Source organism: Cyclobacterium sp. L-R (assembly GCF_056859355.1).
On record NZ_JBSXOH010000083.1, the window covers coordinates 1 to 17,961 of the forward strand.

Genomic DNA, 17,961 nt, shown 5'->3' on the forward strand with positions numbered 1-17,961 from the left:
GTCAGGGGTGAAGCCTGTCCCGTGTTTACGGGAAGTGTTGCAATCGCAAGAAAATCAGGCTGTTTGGAGATTTTAACATAGCACCGCTATGGTGAAATTGAAAACAGCAACTAAGTGGCTGATTTTGAAGCGATTTCAGCACGTAATAGATTGTCTATTGCATATTTCGGGTTTAAGTCTTTTTTAGGAGTCTATTTTTGATGAAATGGATACAATCAATAAGCTTCTAGGTTCATTTGGTTGGGTTTGTGGGGGCTAAAAAATTGTTCAATTAAATAAAATGAAAATTTTTTGGCAAGTATTGTAGCGTTTTGTGAGTTGGTAACGTATGGGTTTTGAATCGACCCAGTAAAACAAAAGCTTTTGGAGAAAGATCTCATACAAGAAGCACAAAAGCGAGATAAAAAATCGTTAGAAAGGCTTTATCGGCACTTTTATGGCTATGCCATGAGTATTGCGTTAAGGTATTCTGGTAATAGGGAGGAGGCGTGTGAAATCGTAAACGATAGTTATATGAAGGCTTTTGATAAACTTGATCAATTTTGTTTAGAGAATTCTTTTAAGGCTTGGTTTCGTAGAATAATTATTAATACCTCGGTCGACTATTACAGGAAAAACTTAAAACATCAGGCAGTAATGGATATTGATAAAGCTCATGCTGAGACTTACGATCCTGATATTATCGATGAGTTATCTAAAGATGACATCTTAAAATGCCTTGAAGAATTGCCTGATATTTTGCGGGTGATTTTTAATATGTATGAAATAGAGGGGTTTAGGCATGCCGAAATAAGCGAAAAACTTGGGATCCCCTCAAGTACTTGTAGGACTTATTTAGCGCGAGCCAAGGAGAAATTGAGAGAAAAAATTATTGCATTAAATCATATAAAGAATGAAGGAGCAGTTCGATAAGAAGCTAGCGGAGAAAATTAAAGCCTCCTTCAATAATCACGAGGAGCCATTTGATCCAAAAGAATGGGAAAAGTTTTCTGATGCTTATTTTAAGCCTAAGAAGAAAGCATGGCTAATCTACTGGCCATTTATGACAGCAGGTATTGCTGCTAGTTTATTGTTCTTTTTCTTTTATTTTCCTAAGCAACAGGAAATTGATCAAAAGGTGAAATCTATAACGGATGCGGTGATTATGGATGAAGCTCCTTTTTTCGATAAAAGTGAAAAAGATGAAGCTGAAGTGCTTCAAATCCCAACAATCAGTTCAAGAAATGATTCGAGTTATGGTAAGGTAGCTCCACTTACAGGATCTACGGCCCTATCCAATATTGGTGAAGATAGTGTTGTAGATAGAGCTCCTATTCAAAATATCCCTGAGACAGGTAAAGCATCAAACTCAGTTTTTATAGAAACCTTTACTGAAACCTGGGACGAATTTCAGGCTGGAATTACTGAGCGTTTTAATAGTTTAGAAGGAGGAGCGGAGCAAACCGTAGCGATTAATACAGGGAAAGATGTTTCCATGAGCACCTCTGAGGCTCAGTATTTAGTAGATATTTGGAAGTCTTCTAGCTCGGAAAATGATCAAGTAGCCAAAACCCCCAAATCCTTTAAGCTGGGCTTGATGGTGAGCCCTCAAGCCAGCTCCAATCCTGTTTCAGGAATGAATTTAGGGGCTGGAATAATGTCTGAGATCTCTTTAAGTAGAAAGCTAAAACTGGACGTTGGTTTGGCTTATGCCAATCAAAGCATGGGAGCGCAAAATAATCATAGAATGGATCAAATGATGGATGCTTCTCCTTCTTCAGAGGCCTTAAAGAGCAATAGTAATATTATTGATACTGATTACCAACTCAATTTTGCCTCTTTAGATATACCTGTGAATTTGAAATATAAGTTTTATGATAAAAAGCAGACGGGTATGTATTTGATTACAGGCTTGTCTAGCATGGTGTATTTAACTCAAAACACCGTAGAGTCTTATCAGGCGCAGTCCCTTTTCAATGCCAATAGTTTCAATGGGGCATTGGAATACGCCCCAACAGTGCAGAGCTTTAGTAATGTTTTTACTCCTGAATCTGGGCAGAGTAGTACGGATGTAGCCGGACTATTGAATCTTTCATTTGGCTATGAATATCAATTAAACAAAGAGTTTTATATTTCCTTTGAACCTTTCTATAAATTGCCATTGGGAGGACTTACTTTTGCAGATCAGCAGTTTTCAATAGGTGGAGTGAATCTGAGGATGAATTTTAATTTTAATAATAAATAACAAACCAAACTTTAATTATTTAATCACCATGATTTTAACGAACAAATTTACTTGGCTACTTGGCCTGATTGTCTTGATGTCATCTTGTCTTGAAGAATCCGTTTCTGATATAGAGTTGGCAATGGAAAGGGATGACCTAATCTTAGAAGAATACATTGCGAGCAATAGCATTGTTGCTACCAAGGCTCAATCTGGGTATTATTACACTAAAACTGTTGAAAATCCTGATGGAGAGCAATTTGTAAATGCAGATTTTATAGGGGTGTATTATGAAATTAAAACCATCGATGGACAATTGATTGATTCTTATATGGATGAAACGAAGGAACCACGGATATTTAAATACAGTCAGGATGGCTTATGGCCAATATCCATTACTTATGCCTCAGGTCTAGCTAAAGTTGGTGAAGAATTAACTGTTTATTCACCATCCTATCTTGCCTTTGGTAATTATGGGTTCGAAACTTTAATTCTTCCTTCATCCAATTTGGTGATTAAATTAAAGTATGCAGCCAAATATACTGAAGAAGAGTTGATGCAGCGTGAAGAAACAATGATAGCGGACTATATCGCAGCAGAACAACTTGAAGGTTTTGTAGAAGTTGCAGAAGGTGTTTATATGCGTACAGTTACTGAGGGAGATGATACAGAGACTGAGTCCAAACTTGGAAGTAACGTTTCAGTAGATTTTGAATTATTTGAACTGGGAGAGGAAGATCCTGTATTTGAATCTTATGAAAGTAATCAGCCTACAACTGTTTCTATAGGAAACTCAGGATTGGAGTTTTTAAATAAATCTTTAATTGATGTTTTGCCTGATCAGAAGATTGAAGTTTTGTCTACTTCTTTCAATGCATACGATCAATCAATTCAAATATTCCCATCAGCTATTCGTCAAGACTTGGTAAATATGGGAGAACAAATTGATCTTGTGAAGCCTTTTACGCCCATTCTTTTTAAAGCAGAAATACTGTCTGTGAATTAGTAGCGGACTTAATACATAAAAAAAGGGCTTGAATTACAAGCCCTTTTTTTATGTCCATAAACTTTTTAGAAATGGGATTTTCAATAGCTCCTCTATACTTAATCCAAATACAAAGGCCCAGAAAAAAGCACTTACTAACATTGTAAACAGAATTTTTCTTTTTGCGATGCCAAATGAAGTCAATACGACTGTTCCCCCTATTGGTGTCAATATTAGGGGAGTCAGGAAAGCAATTCCCCAAATGCCAAATTTTTTCCAAATCTTAATGATGTTTCTTGTTCTTTTGGAGAAACGCTTTTGCTTTTTTTTAATTATGATGGTCCAGTTTGTTTTAAACCATTCTCCTAAAAAGGTAAAAAGAATCACTGATGTCATCATACCAGAAACTGTTACAATTACTATTTCAAGTAAACCGTAACCTGCCGCTGCTCCAAGAAGTGGTCCGGCTATAAATTTAAAAAGACAAAGGAAATAAATTCCGGCGAATGTAATTAGGTACTCACTCATGATATTATGAAATAGATATAAAGTAGGTAACCTAAGAACAAAGTAAGGCCGTTTAATCTGGAGATTTTATAATCAATCCGCATTATTGGAAGAAGTAAGATTGTAAAGGCTAACATCCAAATAAAATCAGTATATATAAAGTCTGTAGCAACCTCGATAGGCTTAATTAAAGCTGTAATGCCTATAATAGAGAAAACGTTCATAATATTACTCCCTAAAATATTTCCTAAAGCCATTTCAGTTTCCTTCTTTAATGCAGCTAAAACGGAGGTTACCAATTCAGGTAAACTTGTACCTATTGCGATAATTGTTACGCCAATAATTCGTTCACTTACCCCATAATTTCGGGCTATCAATGAAGCATTTCCTACAACTAACTCAGAGCCGAAATATAAACCAGCGGCACCACCTAAAAGCTGTAATACGGCAAGCCAAGGCGACTTCTTTTTCATTTGTATCGCCTCATCTTCTGTAAACTCAACTCTTTCTATTGTTTTGAAAAAATACCAATTAAGCCCAACAAAGCAGGAGAATAAAATAATTCCTTCAAAGAAAGAAATTACCCCACTAAAGGACATTGCATAAAAAATGACGGAGCTAATTAATGTAAATGGGTAATCCAGCTTAAGCGTTGATTTTTGAATATAAATAGGGAATATGATTGCACTTATTCCTAAAACCAGGGTGATATTAGAAATATTACTCCCAATGACATTGCCAATGGCTATATCACTTGAACCTTTCAATGCAGCAGTCACACTTACCAATAATTCTGGGGCAGAGGTGCCAAAAGCAACAATGGTTAGGCCAATTAATCCAGGGCTTAACCCAAGTCTAGCGGCGATCGCAGAGGCTCCATCAACAAGAAATTTTCCACCCAATAGCAGGACCAGAAAGCCCACAGCTAATATTAAATAACTCATTTTGAAAGAAAAGGTTAAATTTTTGAACCAAAAGCAAGGTCCCCTGCATCCCCTAATCCAGGGATAATATAGGATTGATGATTTAGTTTTTCGTCCACGGCTCCGATCCAAAACCGGTGTGGAAGATCTAGATTTTCTTGAATATGCTGTATACCTTCAGGAGCAGCTATGGCACTAACTATTTCAATTTGTTTAGGGATGCCATTTCCATTCAAGGCTTGAAGGCTCTTTAAAATTGATTTGCCTGTAGCAAGCATAGGGTCGACCATTATTATCGTTTTGTTTGTTAAGTCAGGCGCTGCAAGGTAATTTAAGGTGATTTCTATTGCTGAATCACTATCGCTCTCATTTCTATAGGCACCGATGAAGCCACTATCAGAATGGTCAAATAAATTCAATACGCCTTGATAGAAAGGCAAAGCAGCCCTTAATACAGCAATGATTACGGGTTTTTCTGCTAAAAGTTTGGTTTCTACTTCTCCGAAAGGACTTGGGACAGAAGCAGGGGAAAAAGGCAATTTCTTGGAAAGCTCGTAGGCAAGGATTTCACCTACTCTTTCTAGATTTTTCCTAAAACGCATACGGTCCTTCTGGATATTTATGTCCCGAAGTTCGGCCAGATATTGATTTGCAATCGAGTTATTATGATTAAGGATAAACATGGTAGGACAAAGTAAAACAAAAAAACCCGATCTTTTAAGATCGGGTTTTAAATATTATGTAAGATGCCTATTTATTGGATCTCGAAACTAACTCTTCTTGCCATTTGTCTAGCATCAGCAGAAGATTTATCTACGCTAGTATCTTCACCATAGCCTTTGTAAGAAAGTCTAGATGCATCAACTCCAGAGGCAATGATTAAATCATATACAGATTTAGCCCTTTTCTCAGAAAGTTTCATATTGTAATCTTCAGGACCTAATTCATCAGCATAACCTTTAAGTTCTACTTGAACTCCTGGGTTTCTCTTCATGAAGTTAGCAACATAGTTTGCAGAAGATGCAGAGTAACCAAGTGGTTTAGCACTGTCAAAAGCAAAATAAACGTTTACGTACTGATCGTTTATTGCTTTAGCTAGGTAGTCAACTTCTTCGGTATCATCTGGAGCACAACCTTCTAATGAAGCTGGACCTGGAACGAATGGACATTTATCTAAGTGATCAGGAATACCATCACCATCAGAATCCATAGTTACACCATGAGAATCAACTCTTGCTCCAGCAGGAGTATTAGGCTCTTTGTCCAAATAATCAGGAACACCATCACCGTCAGAGTCTTTTAGCATGTCCTTGATCTCACCGATCTGAGTAGCCAATTCGTCTTTAGTAGCATATTTGTTTTCCCTGATGTACCAGTCAGCATGTGTGTCGTTACCCCCTAAATAGAAAGTAAGACCCAAGGTACCAGTCCACCAAACAGCATTTGATCCATAATAGCCATTGTTAGCACCTGGCCTAATTGCTGATTCACCGTCAAAACTTACGTCCTGACGTCCTGCTACTAAATTGGTTACATCACCTGTTAGAGCGATGCGATCACTTAATTTAACCTGTAGGGTCATTCCGGAAATTATATTGTACTGACGATCTTTAAGGTCAGTAAATTGGTTTTCCTGAGGGGTAAGTTGACCTATTCCGCCACCAAAGTGACCTAATAGGTTGAAAGTTTGAGAAAAAGTTTCCCAATTCATTATTCTGCCAATATTGGCAACACCTTGTAGGTTCAAACGGTAATAGTTAGAAGAAAAATCAGGAGTATCGCTAGCATTTTTAAAGCTACCGAAACCAAAATCTAATTTGGTTCCAAATTTTTCATTAAACATATACCTGACCCCAAGGTCGGCATGTCCAAGGTTTAGTGTAGGTGAGAAATAACCCGGCGTGATTGGAGCCATCGGCTTATTGAACCCTCCATTAACCTCTACAGACCATTTGTTGAAGTCGTCTTGAGCATTAGCACCTACAGCTAAAGCACCAACCATTAGTGTTGATAGTATTATTTTTTTCATGATAAAAAATTTTTTACAACATTCAGTGTTTTAATTGATTTTGATTGCTATTAGATTTTTACTCGGTTTATGATACAAATGTATATTAATTTACGGGAACTTTAAACATCTATCTCAATTGTTTCAATAAAAACTAATTTGATCCCGAAATTTAAAAAAATATTTAACATAAACTATGCCATTTATAAATTTATTAAAAGAAATTCTTCATTTAGATAGCGTTTCCGGTGATGAATCAAGGTTTTCCAATTTTATACTGCAATATATCGAGAAACGTAAAAACAGTTGGAAAGTTACTCCTGAAATTCATTTTGGAGAAGAATTTCATGACAATATTGTTCTCGTTTTTGGAAAACCTAAAACAGTTGTCTTTTCCCATATGGATACGGTGGGTTTTACCGCTAGATATGAAAATCAACTTGTACCTATAGGTGGTCCAGAACTTTTGGATGGCGTATGGTTAGTTGGTAGGGATGAAGCTGGCCTTATCAGATGTAAGGCAAAAGAGATCGATGGGAATGTGTTTCATGATTTCCCACGAAAAATTGAAACAGGGACCCTTCTTTCCTTTGAACAGGAGGTTGTTCTGCAAGATGGATTTCTTCAAGCAGCCTATTTAGACAATAGAGTAGGGGTTTGTACCTTACTAAGATTATGTGAAACCTTAGAAAATGGAATCCTTGTTTTTAGTACCTATGAGGAACATGGAGGTGGTTCGATTCCCTATTTAATAAAATTTATTTATGAAAACTGGAAAATTAGAAATGCCTTGATTGCCGATGTCACCTGGATAACTGATGGGATTCATTTTAATAAAGGTGCCGTTATTTCGATGAGAGATAGCTATATCCCTCGTAAAACCTTTATAAATCGAATTGTTGATTTGGCAAGGGATGCAAATGTCCCTTTCCAGTTGGAAGTAGAAGCTTATGGTGGTAGTGATGGAAGAGAGATTCAAATGAGTCCTTATCCAATTGATTGGTGTTTTATAGGGGCCCCACAGGAAAATCCACACACGCCAATTGAGAAAGTGGCTATTTCAGATATGGAGAGCATGTTTAAATTGTATCAATATTTAATGCAATATTTGTAAGGGATTTGAATTTGTACTTATTTTAGATTGATAAAACCTAAATCCCTTTACATCATCCGGGAAACTCACCTTTAAAGAATGATTAAGTTAAAAAATTTATTTTTTGAGCCCTTTCTTACAGAAAAAGTCATTCTTAAGAGGGTGAAAGAACTTGCTGCCTCCATTAATAATGATTATCAGACAAAAAATCCTATATTTTTGGCTGTTTTGAACGGTATTTTTATGTTTATGTCGGATATTTGTAAGGAAATTTCTGTTGAGATGTCTGTCAGTTTTATTAAAGTAGCCTCTTATTCCGGCTTGAAATCTCAAGGAAGTGTCAAAGATTTGATCGGTTTGGATGAGTATCTTAAAGGAAAAGACGTGATCATTATAGAGGATATTGTAGATACCGGCAATAGTATGGCGCACCTTTTGGAGATGATTAATAAGGAGCAGCCAAGCAGTGTGGAGCTTGTTAGCTTATTGTTTAAGCCTGATGCATTAGTCAAACCGATTAAGATCAAATACGTAGGTTTTGAAATTCCCGACCTTTTTGTGGTAGGATATGGGCTGGATTACCAAGGACAAGGCAGGAATTTACGTGATATTTACCAAATTGTTGAAAATAATTAACACTCTATTCATATTAAAATTACACTTATGTTAAATATCGTTTTGTTTGGCCCTCCCGGAGCTGGTAAAGGGACCCAAAGTGAAAAGTTGATAGAAAAATACAATATTGAACACATATCTACCGGAGATCTATTCAGGAAGCACTTGGGTGAAGGTACCGCTTTAGGAAAGTTGGCCCGCAAATATATGGATGAGGGGAATCTTGTTCCCGACGAAGTAGTAATCGGTATGGTAGAAGATAAGATAAACCATTCATTGGATGCCAATGGGGTTATTTTTGATGGTTTTCCACGTACTGTAGCTCAAGCGGAAGCCCTTGACGAATTGTTGACAAAAAAGGGGACAGCCATTTCTGGCATGGTGGCTCTTGAAGTGCCTGAGGAAGAATTGAAAAACCGTCTTAAAGAAAGAGGAAAGACTTCAGGTAGGTCAGATGATCAGGATGAAGAAAAAATTAAAAATAGAATTAAAGTTTATAATGATGAGACTTTACCTGTTGCCAATTATTATCAAAAGCAGGGTAAGTTCTCCGGAATTCATGGTGTTGGTGCCATCGATGAAATCTTTCAAAAAATTTGTGCTGTTGTAGATAAGTATTAATCACTATCTTTGCATAATAATTTTATGGCTGAGCCTACAAGCTTGGCCATTTTCTTTTCATCCAAAAGTTGAATGTTGAGGATGAAAATTAAAGCAATAATATTAAACGGAATAAGTAGTGGCAGGATCCAATTTTATTGATTATGTGAAATTTTGTTCCCGATCTGGAGCAGGAGGGAGTGGATCAGTACATTTCAGAAGAGAAAAGCACGTCCCTAAAGGGGGACCTGATGGTGGTGATGGTGGAAGAGGGGGGCATATTATTCTGAGAGGAAATGCTCAACTATGGACACTTTTACATCTCAAATACAAAAAACATGTCATTGCGGACAGAGGAAACAATGGAGAAGGAGGAAGAAGAAAAGGAGCAGATGGACATGATGTTGTTTTAGAGGTGCCTATCGGTACTGTTGCTAAGGTAGCAGAAACTGGTGAGGTCAGATGTGAAATCACCGAAGATGGACAAGAATTTATTTTGACTCCAGGAGGTAAAGGTGGTCAGGGTAATGACCATTTCAAAACTTCAACCAATCAGGCCCCGCATTATGCTCAGCCTGGAGGTGAAGGAATAGAGGAATGGATCATTATGGAACTGAAGCTTTTGGCAGATGTAGGTCTTGTAGGCTTTCCAAATGCAGGTAAATCAACTTTACTGGCAAGTGTGTCTGCTGCGAAACCTGAAATCGCTGATTATGCCTTCACCACTCTGATACCTAATTTAGGTGTGGTCGATTATAGAGATGGGAAATCTTTCGTGATGGCTGACATTCCAGGTATTATAGAAGGCGCTGCTGAAGGGAAGGGCTTAGGACTTCGTTTCCTTAGACATATAGAGCGAAATTCTATCCTTTTGTTTTTAGTACCTGCAGATGCAGATCATATCGGTGAACAATACGCCATTTTATTGGATGAAATCAAACGCTACAATCCAGAGCTTTTAGATAAAAAGCGAATTTTGGCTATATCAAAAGCGGACCTGTTGGATGAAGAACTAATGGAGGCACTGAAGCCTGAGATACCTGAAGGTATCCCTCACCTCTTTTTCTCTTCGGTTACAGGTTTTCAATTGCCAGCCCTTAAGGATTTGATATGGAGGGCATTGCAGTAAATATGTCAGAATGTCATATTTCTATAGTATGGCAAGTTAATTGTTTAAGAGAGATTGATTGTTGATAAACGTATTGAATAATGACAGATAAAGTGAATGAAGAAATGGATCAAGGTCTTGATCAGCCAGATACAGTTGAAAACCTTAAAAATGGAGAAGATCTGAAAAAGGATTCCCAAGAAGAGACAAAAGACGAAGAATCGGTTGATATGGAAGATGCGTCGGACAGTTTGTCAAAAGAAAATCAAGAACTGAAAGATAAGTATGTCAGACTTTATTCTGAGTTTGAGAATTTTCGTAGGAGAACAGCAAAGGAGAAGTTGGAAATGATTGATACGGCTTCCAAGAACATAATTCAGGAAATCCTTCCCGTCTTAGATGATTTTGAAAGATCATTTAAAATAGAAGGCAATGACCAGGAAGGTAGCAGACTGATATATAGTAAATTAAGTAAGGTTCTTGAATCCAAAGGTTTGAAGCCTATGGATGATTTGGTAGGGAAAGCTTTTGATGCAGAATATCACGAAGCAATCACTCAAATCCCTGCCCCTTCTGAGGATCTGAAAGGAAAAATTGTAGATGTTGTTGAAAAAGGATACATGCTTTCTGATAAAGTAGTTCGATTTGCAAAAGTGGTAATAGGAAATTAAAAACTTATGGCTAAAAGAGATTATTACGAAGTGCTGGGAATAGCAAAAAATGCCAGCCCGGAAGAAATAAAGAAGGCTTACAGAAAATTGGCCATTAAATTTCACCCAGATAAAAATCCAGGTGATCCTACTGCTGAAGACAAGTTTAAGGAAGGCGCGGAAGCGTATGAGGTTCTGAGTAATCCGGAGAAAAAACAACGCTATGATCAGTTTGGTCATCAGGGTGTCAGTGGCAATGGCGGCTTTGGTGGCGGTGGGATGAATATGGATGACATATTCTCTCAGTTTGGAGACATCTTTGGTGGCGGAGGTGGATTTGATTCTTTTTTTGGTGGAGGGGGACGAAGTTCCAGACGAACTAGAAAAGGAACCAATCTTCGGGTAAAATTAAAACTTAATCTTAAAGAACTCGCTCATGGAGTAGAGAAGAAAATCAAGGTTAAGCGTCATATGATTGCTGATGGCGTAACTTTCAAAACCTGTTCTACTTGTCAAGGACAAGGACAAATTAAGAAAGTGGTCAATACCATGTTAGGTCAGATGGTGTCAGCAAGTACATGTCCTACTTGTGAAGGTAGTGGACAGATTGTTGATAAAAGACCGCCAAATGCCAATGCCAATGGTTTGGTAGTGAAGGAAGAAATAATTCCTATCAATATACCTGCGGGTGTTTCTGAAGGTATGCAACTTAGCTTATCCAGTAAAGGGAATGAAGTACCTGGTGGTGTAGCAGGTGATTTATTGATCCTTATTGAAGAAATTGAAGATGGAGAATTGGTTCGAGATGGCAATAATGTCGTTTATGACCTTTACTTGAGCTTTATTGATGTGGCCCTTGGAGCTTCCTTGGAAGTGCCAACCATAGATGGTAAAGTTAAAATTAAAATTGATCCTGGAACCCAAGCAGGAAAAATCCTGAGATTAAAAGGGAAAGGGATTAAAGAGCTTAACGGATACGGTAAAGGTGATCAATTGATACATATTAATGTGTGGACACCTAAAGAAGTGAGCAAAGAAGAAAGAGAAAAGCTGGAATCACTAAGAGATTCTGAAAATTTTAAACCAAATCCAGGAAATTCTGAGAAAAGTATATTTGATAAAGTTAAAGAATTTTTCTAAAAAGAAATGGCCAGCATTTGGCCATTTCTTTTTAAAAACCTTTTCCATCGACTATCGTATTAATTCCCTATGTTTAAGGAATTAAATATATCGATATGTTGTATCCTATTTGTTGTCATTTCAACTGATGCCCAAATCTTGCGTCATTTTGAAGTTGAGGAACAAAGTGGTATCAATATGGTACGTCTTGACTTCTCAAGTTATAAAGGTGTGTCTCATATAAATCGATCCTATCATGGAGTCCCTTTGTATGTAGATGCAGCGCTTGGGAAAGTCAATATTTTACCCTCATTTACCCATAGTCTCACAGATGGTGTGCTCTCTGCACAGCTTGAACATAAGAATGTAGAGTCTGAGAGCTTAAGTAAAAACCTGTCTTATAGATTGTTTTCAAGTGGAGATGATGATTTTGACCACAAATGGGAGGTGGGTTTGGATCCGAATTACTTGTATGACCTGCATTTTCAATTTGGGATAGGTAAGGCTCGTTTAGATTTCTCTAACCTTCCCGTGTCCAACTGCGTTGTCAAAACTGCCTCTGCAGATGTTTTTTTAAACTATGCCAGTCAGGTTTCCAACTCTGTGAGTATGGATACCCTAGCCGTGGCAATCAATATGGGCTCTGTATATGCCAATGACCTTCACTTTTCAAATGCCGAGTTGCTGATGTTTGATGTCAACTATGGCTCTGTTAATTTAACTTTTAATGATACCATGGCTGGCCGTTCTCAAATCCATACCATGGTGGGTGCAGGTTCAGTAAATATAAAATTACCTCCGAAGGATTTGCCTTATTTGATAAAGATCAAATCAACAGCCATGTGTAGAACCAAGGTGCCTTTCAATTTGAAAAAAATTGCTGATAAAACTTATGTTAGTAAGGGGTATAGCAAAGAAGCTAAAAATCTAATGGTCTTTCTAATTGATGTTTCAGTGGGTTCCGTATCTTTGGAATAATTAGTTTTTGGAGACAATTTTCCATTCATAATAATGTTTCAAACCTGTTGCTAAACTATTGTTCATTTGGAAATATTAAGCATTCGATCATTAAATAAATCCTATGGATCACATGTAGCACTCAAAAATTTTGATCTCTCTGTTGATCAAGGTAAGATTTTTGGGTTGCTGGGCCCCAATGGAGCGGGTAAAACAACACTCATCAGGATAGTAAATCAAATTATAGACCAAGACTCTGGGGATATTTTTATTAATGGAGAGCCCTTGAGGATGGAGCATGTTAGAAATATCGGTTACCTTCCTGAGGAAAGAGGTCTTTATAAAGGTATGAAAGTTAAAGAGCAATTGTTGTATTTTGCTCAAATTAAAGGCCTCAGTAAGAATGAAGCCAAACAAAAAATCACCGATTGGCTGGATAGGCTTAATCTCACCCAATGGAAGGATAAAAAAATCCAGGACCTGTCTAAGGGAATGGCGCAGAAAGTGCAATTTATAGCCACTGTTATCCACCGTCCGGATTTATTAATTTTGGACGAACCTTTTTCCGGGTTTGATCCTGTGAATGCAGAGATTATTAAAAATGAAATTCTTGAATTGAGAAACCAAGGGGTAACCATTGTCCTTTCTACCCATAGGATGGAGTCCGTTGAATTACTCTGCGACCAAATAGCAATGATCAATCGGTCAGAGAAAATTTTGGACGGAACGGTGAAAACGATAAAGGATGAAGCAAAAACCAATGTTTTTCGGGTCAAAATGATCCCAGGAAGTGTGGATTTTGTTCCAGAAGGAGAAAATTTGCTTATCCAAGACGGATTTATGGAATTTAAGTTGAGCTTGAATAAGCAGAAGCCTAATGATGTATTGAAAGCACTCATGAACGAAGGGGAGATTCTTGGTTTTGAAGAAATCGTTCCCAGTATAGAAGAGATATTCATTCAAAAAATTAATGAAAGTCATGGGGAATAAAATCTTCTTAGTCATACAAAGAGAATACCTGGCAAGAGTCAAAAAACGCTCCTTCCTCCTCGCAACACTTATAACTCCTCTAGTTTTTCCTACCATTCTAGGCTTGTTTTTATGGGTAGGAATGTCAGATTCTGTAGGTGAAGCCAGGAGAGTGATAGAGGTGGTTGATGAAAACAATTCATTTTTTTTAGAGAGCAATGAATTGTATTCCTTTTCTTATGGGGAGTTGGGACAGGAAAATGCCAAATTATTGGTGCAAGAGGGAGCCAGGTTTGGTTTTCTTTATATCCCTGATCTCGATGTCTCAAATCCAGAAGGAATCGTTTTTTATAGTGAGGAAACCCCGCCAATTTCAATGATGTCGAGCTTGGAATTGTCCCTTCAAAGAAAAATGGAAGCATATAGGCTGGAAGCTTTGGGCATTGACCCGGAGATCCTTTCTGCATACAAGACGAATGTAAATATTCAAACGATTATAGTTAGCGAGGCTGGAGGAGAGCGCGTTTCAAACTCAGTAGTAAATTATGCCATTGGTTTTCTTGCCGGTATACTGATTTATACCTTTATTTTCGTTTATGGTAACCAAGTCATGCAAGGTGTGATAGAGGAAAAATCCAGTAGAATTATAGAGATTTTGGTTTCCTCATTAAAGCCTTTCCAGTTGATGATGGGGAAAATTATTGGTATTGGTGCTGTTGGTTTGACGCAATTTCTAATATGGATTCTATTAATAAGTGCAGTCTCTTCCTTGGTTATGGGATATTTTGGCATGAAAATGCCACAGCAGCAAATATTAGAGATGTCTGGTCAGCAAGGAGTATTTCCTACAGAAGGAAACCCTGAATTATTAGAAATCTTACAGATGGTTCAAGGTCTGGATTTTGTACAGATTACTTTGACATTTTTGATTTATTTTGTCGGTGGATATTTATTGTATGGAGCATTTTTTGCGGCAATTGGGGCCGCAGTAGACAGCCCTTCTGATGCCCAACAGTTTATGTTCCCTGTTACAATTCCATTATTGGTTGCGTACATGGGGCTGTTTATTTTTGTATTAGACGATCCCAATAGTAATGTCTCTTTTTGGCTTTCTGTCATCCCCTTTACCTCTCCAGTGGCCATGATGGGAAGGGTTAGTTTTGGCGTTCCATGGCACCATTTGGCACTTTCTATTTCCCTTTTGGTTCTTGGATTTTTGTCCACTACCTGGCTTGCAGGAAAAATATACCGAATAGGAATATTGGTGCATGGCTCTAAAGTGAATTATAAAGTGCTATGGAAATGGATAAAGCAAAACTAGCTTTGACCGTTAAATTTGTATGCTTTAATTGCTAATTAGTACTAGAATTTTCTGCCATTCTAGGCAATAATCCCTGCTTTATATTGTTTCTCATTATGAACTTACTTAAGTTCGGGAACACCAATTTACAATGAAGAGAAAATTCCAAGACCTAGCATCTTTAGATTTATATAAAAACAGGGAGAAGGTAAAATGGGCTATATTTATTTTTTCCTTTGTTATAGGTTTAGGCTCAATATATTATACCAATACACTGGTAGAAGAGCTTAAAATTCGGGAAAAACGCCAAGTGGATTTGTATGCAGAAGCCTTAGAATATGCCTCTGTAAATTCAGACAATCTAACCTTTGTTTTTCAGGTGATTATTCAGGAAAATAAATCTATTCCTGTAATTACCGTGAATTCCAGTGGAGAGCCCATGGAATATAAAAACATCAATATCCCGACCAATAGCTCGGAGGAAGAAGTCAAGATTTATCTATTGGAGGAATTGGAGTCCATGAAAGAGCTGTATGAACCGATTAGCCTTTCTGATGATGTTTTTATTTATTACAGAAACTCGGACCTACTTACCCGATTGCAGTATTATCCTTATGTGCAGCTTTCGGTTATTTTGGTTTTTGGCCTTCTGGCTTATGCCTTCTTTAACCAAAGTAAAGTAGCTGAGCAAAACAGATTGTGGGCTGGATTGACCAAGGAAACTGCCCATCAATTGGGAACACCATTGGCTTCACTAATGGCTTGGATAGATTACCTCAAGAATTCTCCCGTATACGATGAAAATAAAGAGGTCATCCTGGAAATAGAGAAGGACATCAATAAATTGACCATGGTGACTGAGCGGTTTAGCAATATAGGAAGTACTCCTGTGATTAAGCCAGAGAATGTGTACCAGGTAGTTGGTGACGCTATTAATTATTTGAGACCAAGGATCTCCAATAAAGTCAGCATTGAACTAAATTCTCACGCAGAAAATATCTATGCTCAAATGAATAGGTCACTTTTCGAATGGGTAATAGAAAATGTCTGTAAAAATGCTGTAGATGCCATGAAGGGGCAAGGAGCCATTCGGATTAATATTGTCAAGGAAAGTGAGCAATTCGTATTTGTAGATATTTCTGATACGGGGAAGGGTATAGAAAAAAAGATGCTATCAAAGGTTTTTAATCCGGGTTTTACGACCAGAAAAAGAGGTTGGGGACTGGGATTGACCTTGGCCAAAAGAATAATGGAAGGATATCACAATGGGAGGATATTCGTAAATACATCGGAACTTGGTAAAGGAACAACTTTTAGGATAGTTCTACATGGTGTTAAAGAATTGGATGAATAAATTAATCATTTAAATACATGTATTATGAAAGGAGTTAAGCAGATTCTAGCATTGTCTTTTATTGTAATGATCGGATTTTCTTGCCAAACCAAAACCAAAGAGGAGGCTGTTTCGGAGATTTCTACTTTCAACGAATACAATGAGCCATTCAGGTCTCAGTTTCATTTCAGTCCCCCAGCCAATTGGATGAATGATCCCAATGGTATGGTTTTCCACAAAGGAGAATACCACCTTTTTTACCAGTACTATCCAGATAGCAATGTTTGGGGTCCTATGCATTGGGGACATGCAACCTCTAAAAATCTTGTGGAGTGGGAAAATTTGCCCATTGCCATAGCTCCGGATAGCCTAGGATGGATTTTTTCTGGTTCTGCTGTGTTTGATAGTGAAAATAGCAGTGGTTTAGGTACTGCTGAGAACCCACCTTTGGTTGCCATCTACACCTATCATGATAATGTAAAAGGAGATGCCGGAAGGATTGATTTTCAGACCCAGGGCATTGCCTACAGTCTGGATGATGGTGTTACCTGGGAAAAATTCAAGGGTAATCCTGTTCTCGCCAATCCGGGAATTAAGGATTTCAGAGATCCCAAAGTGACTAAAGTCGAGATTGAAGGCAAGACAGCTTGGATAATGTCATTGGCGGTAAAGGATAAAATAAGCTTTTATTCATCCCCCAATCTAATAGAATGGACCCATGAAAGTGATTTTAACCCTGCTTGGGCTGCGTATGGCGGTGTTTGGGAATGTCCGGATCTATTTCCTTTGACAAGCCCAGAAGGAGATCAAAAATGGATTTTATTGGTAAGCATTAATCCTGGTGGACCAAACGGGGGATCGGCGACCCAGTATTTTGTCGGCGATTTTGATGGGGAAAGCTTTACTACCAATCAGAAAGATATAAAATGGTTAGATCATGGGACAGACAATTATGCCGGGGTGACCTGGTCCAATGTTCCTGATTCGGATGGGCGTAAACTATTTATCGGTTGGATGAGTAATTGGGACTATGCACAAGTAGTGCCTACAGAAGTTTGGCGTTCAGCTATGACTTTTCCAAGAACTTTGTCCTTGTACAGGGAAGGGGAAGAACTATGGCTGGCCTCTAATCCCGTGAAAGAGTTGGAGCAATTAAGGGATCAGCCTTCTGTTGTAAAAGGGGAGAAAGTAGTACTTGAAAATGAACTGTTAGAGATTTCTCTTAAACCAAAAGCAGGTGATTTCTCGGCCACTTTTGAAAATGAGTATGGAGAAATTCTAGTTATCGGTAAAAGAGCAGATGAGTTATTTATTGACAGAAGCAATTCAGGTCTTACGGACTTTAAGGATGGTTTTGCTTCGGTAATGACTGCCCCGCTCAATGAACTTAAAATAAATGAGCTAAGGATACTTTTGGACAGGTCCTCTGTTGAGGTATTTGTCAATGATGGAGCTCTTGCAATGACAGCCTTGGTTTTTCCTGAACATGGCTATTCCGATCTTTTATTAGATGGCTTTGAAGCAGAGAACAAGCTTTATTCACTTAAAAGTATATGGTAAAAGAAAAAGGCATTACTGTTTTACAAGTAAT

Annotated in this window: 18 protein-coding genes; 14 read left to right on the forward strand and 4 right to left on the reverse strand. The window is 37.8% G+C overall.

Annotation, left to right across the window (positions count from 1 at the left end; genetic code table 11):
- Positions 1-363: 363 nt before the first annotated feature.
- The 3 genes from AC13EX_RS15240 to AC13EX_RS15250 are packed head-to-tail and all read left to right on the forward strand — an operon-like array spanning position 364 to position 3,209.
- Positions 364-912 carry an RNA polymerase sigma factor gene (locus tag AC13EX_RS15240; protein ID WP_048640880.1) on the forward strand — a complete coding sequence of 183 codons (549 nt, stop codon included), beginning with the start codon at positions 364-366 and terminating at the stop codon, positions 910-912.
- Positions 893-2,224 (forward strand): outer membrane beta-barrel protein, encoded by a 1,332-nt coding sequence (locus AC13EX_RS15245; protein ID WP_048640879.1) that lies wholly within the window; start codon positions 893-895, stop codon positions 2,222-2,224. Before AC13EX_RS15240 ends, AC13EX_RS15245 begins: the two co-directional genes overlap by 20 nt.
- A gap of 28 nt (positions 2,225-2,252) precedes the next feature.
- Entirely contained in the window at positions 2,253-3,209 is a 957-nt protein-coding gene (locus AC13EX_RS15250) for an FKBP-type peptidyl-prolyl cis-trans isomerase (RefSeq protein ID WP_048640878.1), read from the forward strand.
- A gap of 48 nt (positions 3,210-3,257) precedes the next feature.
- On the opposite strand, the gene AC13EX_RS15255 is transcribed toward AC13EX_RS15250, so the two are convergent.
- The 4 genes from AC13EX_RS15255 to AC13EX_RS15270 form a co-directional block, all read right to left on the reverse strand.
- The gene (locus AC13EX_RS15255) at positions 3,258-3,716 is read right to left on the reverse strand and encodes a hypothetical protein (RefSeq protein WP_482893349.1); all 459 of its coding nucleotides are present in this window, start codon (positions 3,714-3,716) and stop codon (positions 3,258-3,260) included.
- On the reverse strand, positions 3,713-4,639 hold the full coding sequence (locus AC13EX_RS15260; protein WP_482893350.1) for a calcium/sodium antiporter: 927 nt from the start codon (positions 4,637-4,639) through the stop codon (positions 3,713-3,715). Before AC13EX_RS15260 ends, AC13EX_RS15255 begins: the two co-directional genes overlap by 4 nt.
- Before the next feature lie 14 nt (positions 4,640-4,653).
- A complete protein-coding gene (upp, locus tag AC13EX_RS15265) occupies positions 4,654-5,301 on the reverse strand; it encodes a uracil phosphoribosyltransferase (protein ID WP_048640875.1) in 648 nt (215 codons plus the stop codon).
- Positions 5,302-5,372: 71 nt separating this feature from the next.
- Positions 5,373-6,647, reverse strand: a complete 1,275-nt coding sequence (locus AC13EX_RS15270) for an OmpA family protein (protein ID WP_048640874.1) — start codon at positions 6,645-6,647, stop codon at positions 5,373-5,375.
- Between the two features lie 175 nt (positions 6,648-6,822).
- On the opposite strand from AC13EX_RS15270, the gene AC13EX_RS15275 reads away from it, so the two are divergent.
- The 11 genes from AC13EX_RS15275 (at position 6,823) to AC13EX_RS15325 (ending at position 17,930) form a co-directional block, all read left to right on the forward strand.
- Positions 6,823-7,740 carry an aminopeptidase gene (locus AC13EX_RS15275; RefSeq protein ID WP_048640873.1) on the forward strand — a complete coding sequence of 306 codons (918 nt, stop codon included), beginning with the start codon at positions 6,823-6,825 and terminating at the stop codon, positions 7,738-7,740.
- Positions 7,741-7,818: 78 nt separating this feature from the next.
- Entirely contained in the window at positions 7,819-8,355 is a 537-nt protein-coding gene (hpt, locus tag AC13EX_RS15280) for a hypoxanthine phosphoribosyltransferase (RefSeq protein WP_482893351.1), read from the forward strand.
- A gap of 27 nt (positions 8,356-8,382) precedes the next feature.
- Positions 8,383-8,955, forward strand: a complete 573-nt coding sequence (locus AC13EX_RS15285; protein ID WP_048640871.1) for an adenylate kinase — start codon at positions 8,383-8,385, stop codon at positions 8,953-8,955.
- A gap of 118 nt (positions 8,956-9,073) precedes the next feature.
- Positions 9,074-10,063 (forward strand): GTPase ObgE, encoded by a 990-nt coding sequence (gene obgE / locus AC13EX_RS15290; protein ID WP_048640870.1) that lies wholly within the window; start codon positions 9,074-9,076, stop codon positions 10,061-10,063.
- 80 nt (positions 10,064-10,143) lie between these two features.
- Positions 10,144-10,713: a nucleotide exchange factor GrpE gene (locus tag AC13EX_RS15295; protein WP_048640869.1), complete on the forward strand. Its 570-nt coding sequence runs from the start codon at positions 10,144-10,146 to the stop codon at positions 10,711-10,713.
- Between the two features lie 6 nt (positions 10,714-10,719).
- The gene (dnaJ, locus tag AC13EX_RS15300; protein ID WP_482893352.1) at positions 10,720-11,832 is read left to right on the forward strand and encodes a molecular chaperone DnaJ; all 1,113 of its coding nucleotides are present in this window, start codon (positions 10,720-10,722) and stop codon (positions 11,830-11,832) included.
- Positions 11,833-11,901: 69 nt separating this feature from the next.
- Positions 11,902-12,789 (forward strand): hypothetical protein, encoded by an 888-nt coding sequence (locus tag AC13EX_RS15305; RefSeq protein ID WP_482893353.1) that lies wholly within the window; start codon positions 11,902-11,904, stop codon positions 12,787-12,789.
- 66 nt (positions 12,790-12,855) lie between these two features.
- The gene (locus tag AC13EX_RS15310; RefSeq protein ID WP_482893354.1) at positions 12,856-13,758 is read left to right on the forward strand and encodes an ABC transporter ATP-binding protein; all 903 of its coding nucleotides are present in this window, start codon (positions 12,856-12,858) and stop codon (positions 13,756-13,758) included.
- Positions 13,748-15,058: an ABC transporter permease gene (locus tag AC13EX_RS15315; RefSeq protein WP_482893355.1), complete on the forward strand. Its 1,311-nt coding sequence runs from the start codon at positions 13,748-13,750 to the stop codon at positions 15,056-15,058. The genes AC13EX_RS15310 and AC13EX_RS15315 overlap by 11 nt, the downstream gene beginning before the upstream one ends.
- Positions 15,059-15,188: 130 nt before the next feature.
- Positions 15,189-16,391, forward strand: a complete 1,203-nt coding sequence (locus AC13EX_RS15320) for a sensor histidine kinase (RefSeq protein ID WP_482893356.1) — start codon at positions 15,189-15,191, stop codon at positions 16,389-16,391.
- Positions 16,392-16,415: 24 nt separating this feature from the next.
- Positions 16,416-17,930 (forward strand): glycoside hydrolase family 32 protein, encoded by a 1,515-nt coding sequence (locus AC13EX_RS15325; protein WP_482893357.1) that lies wholly within the window; start codon positions 16,416-16,418, stop codon positions 17,928-17,930.
- Positions 17,931-17,961 lie beyond the last annotated feature (31 nt).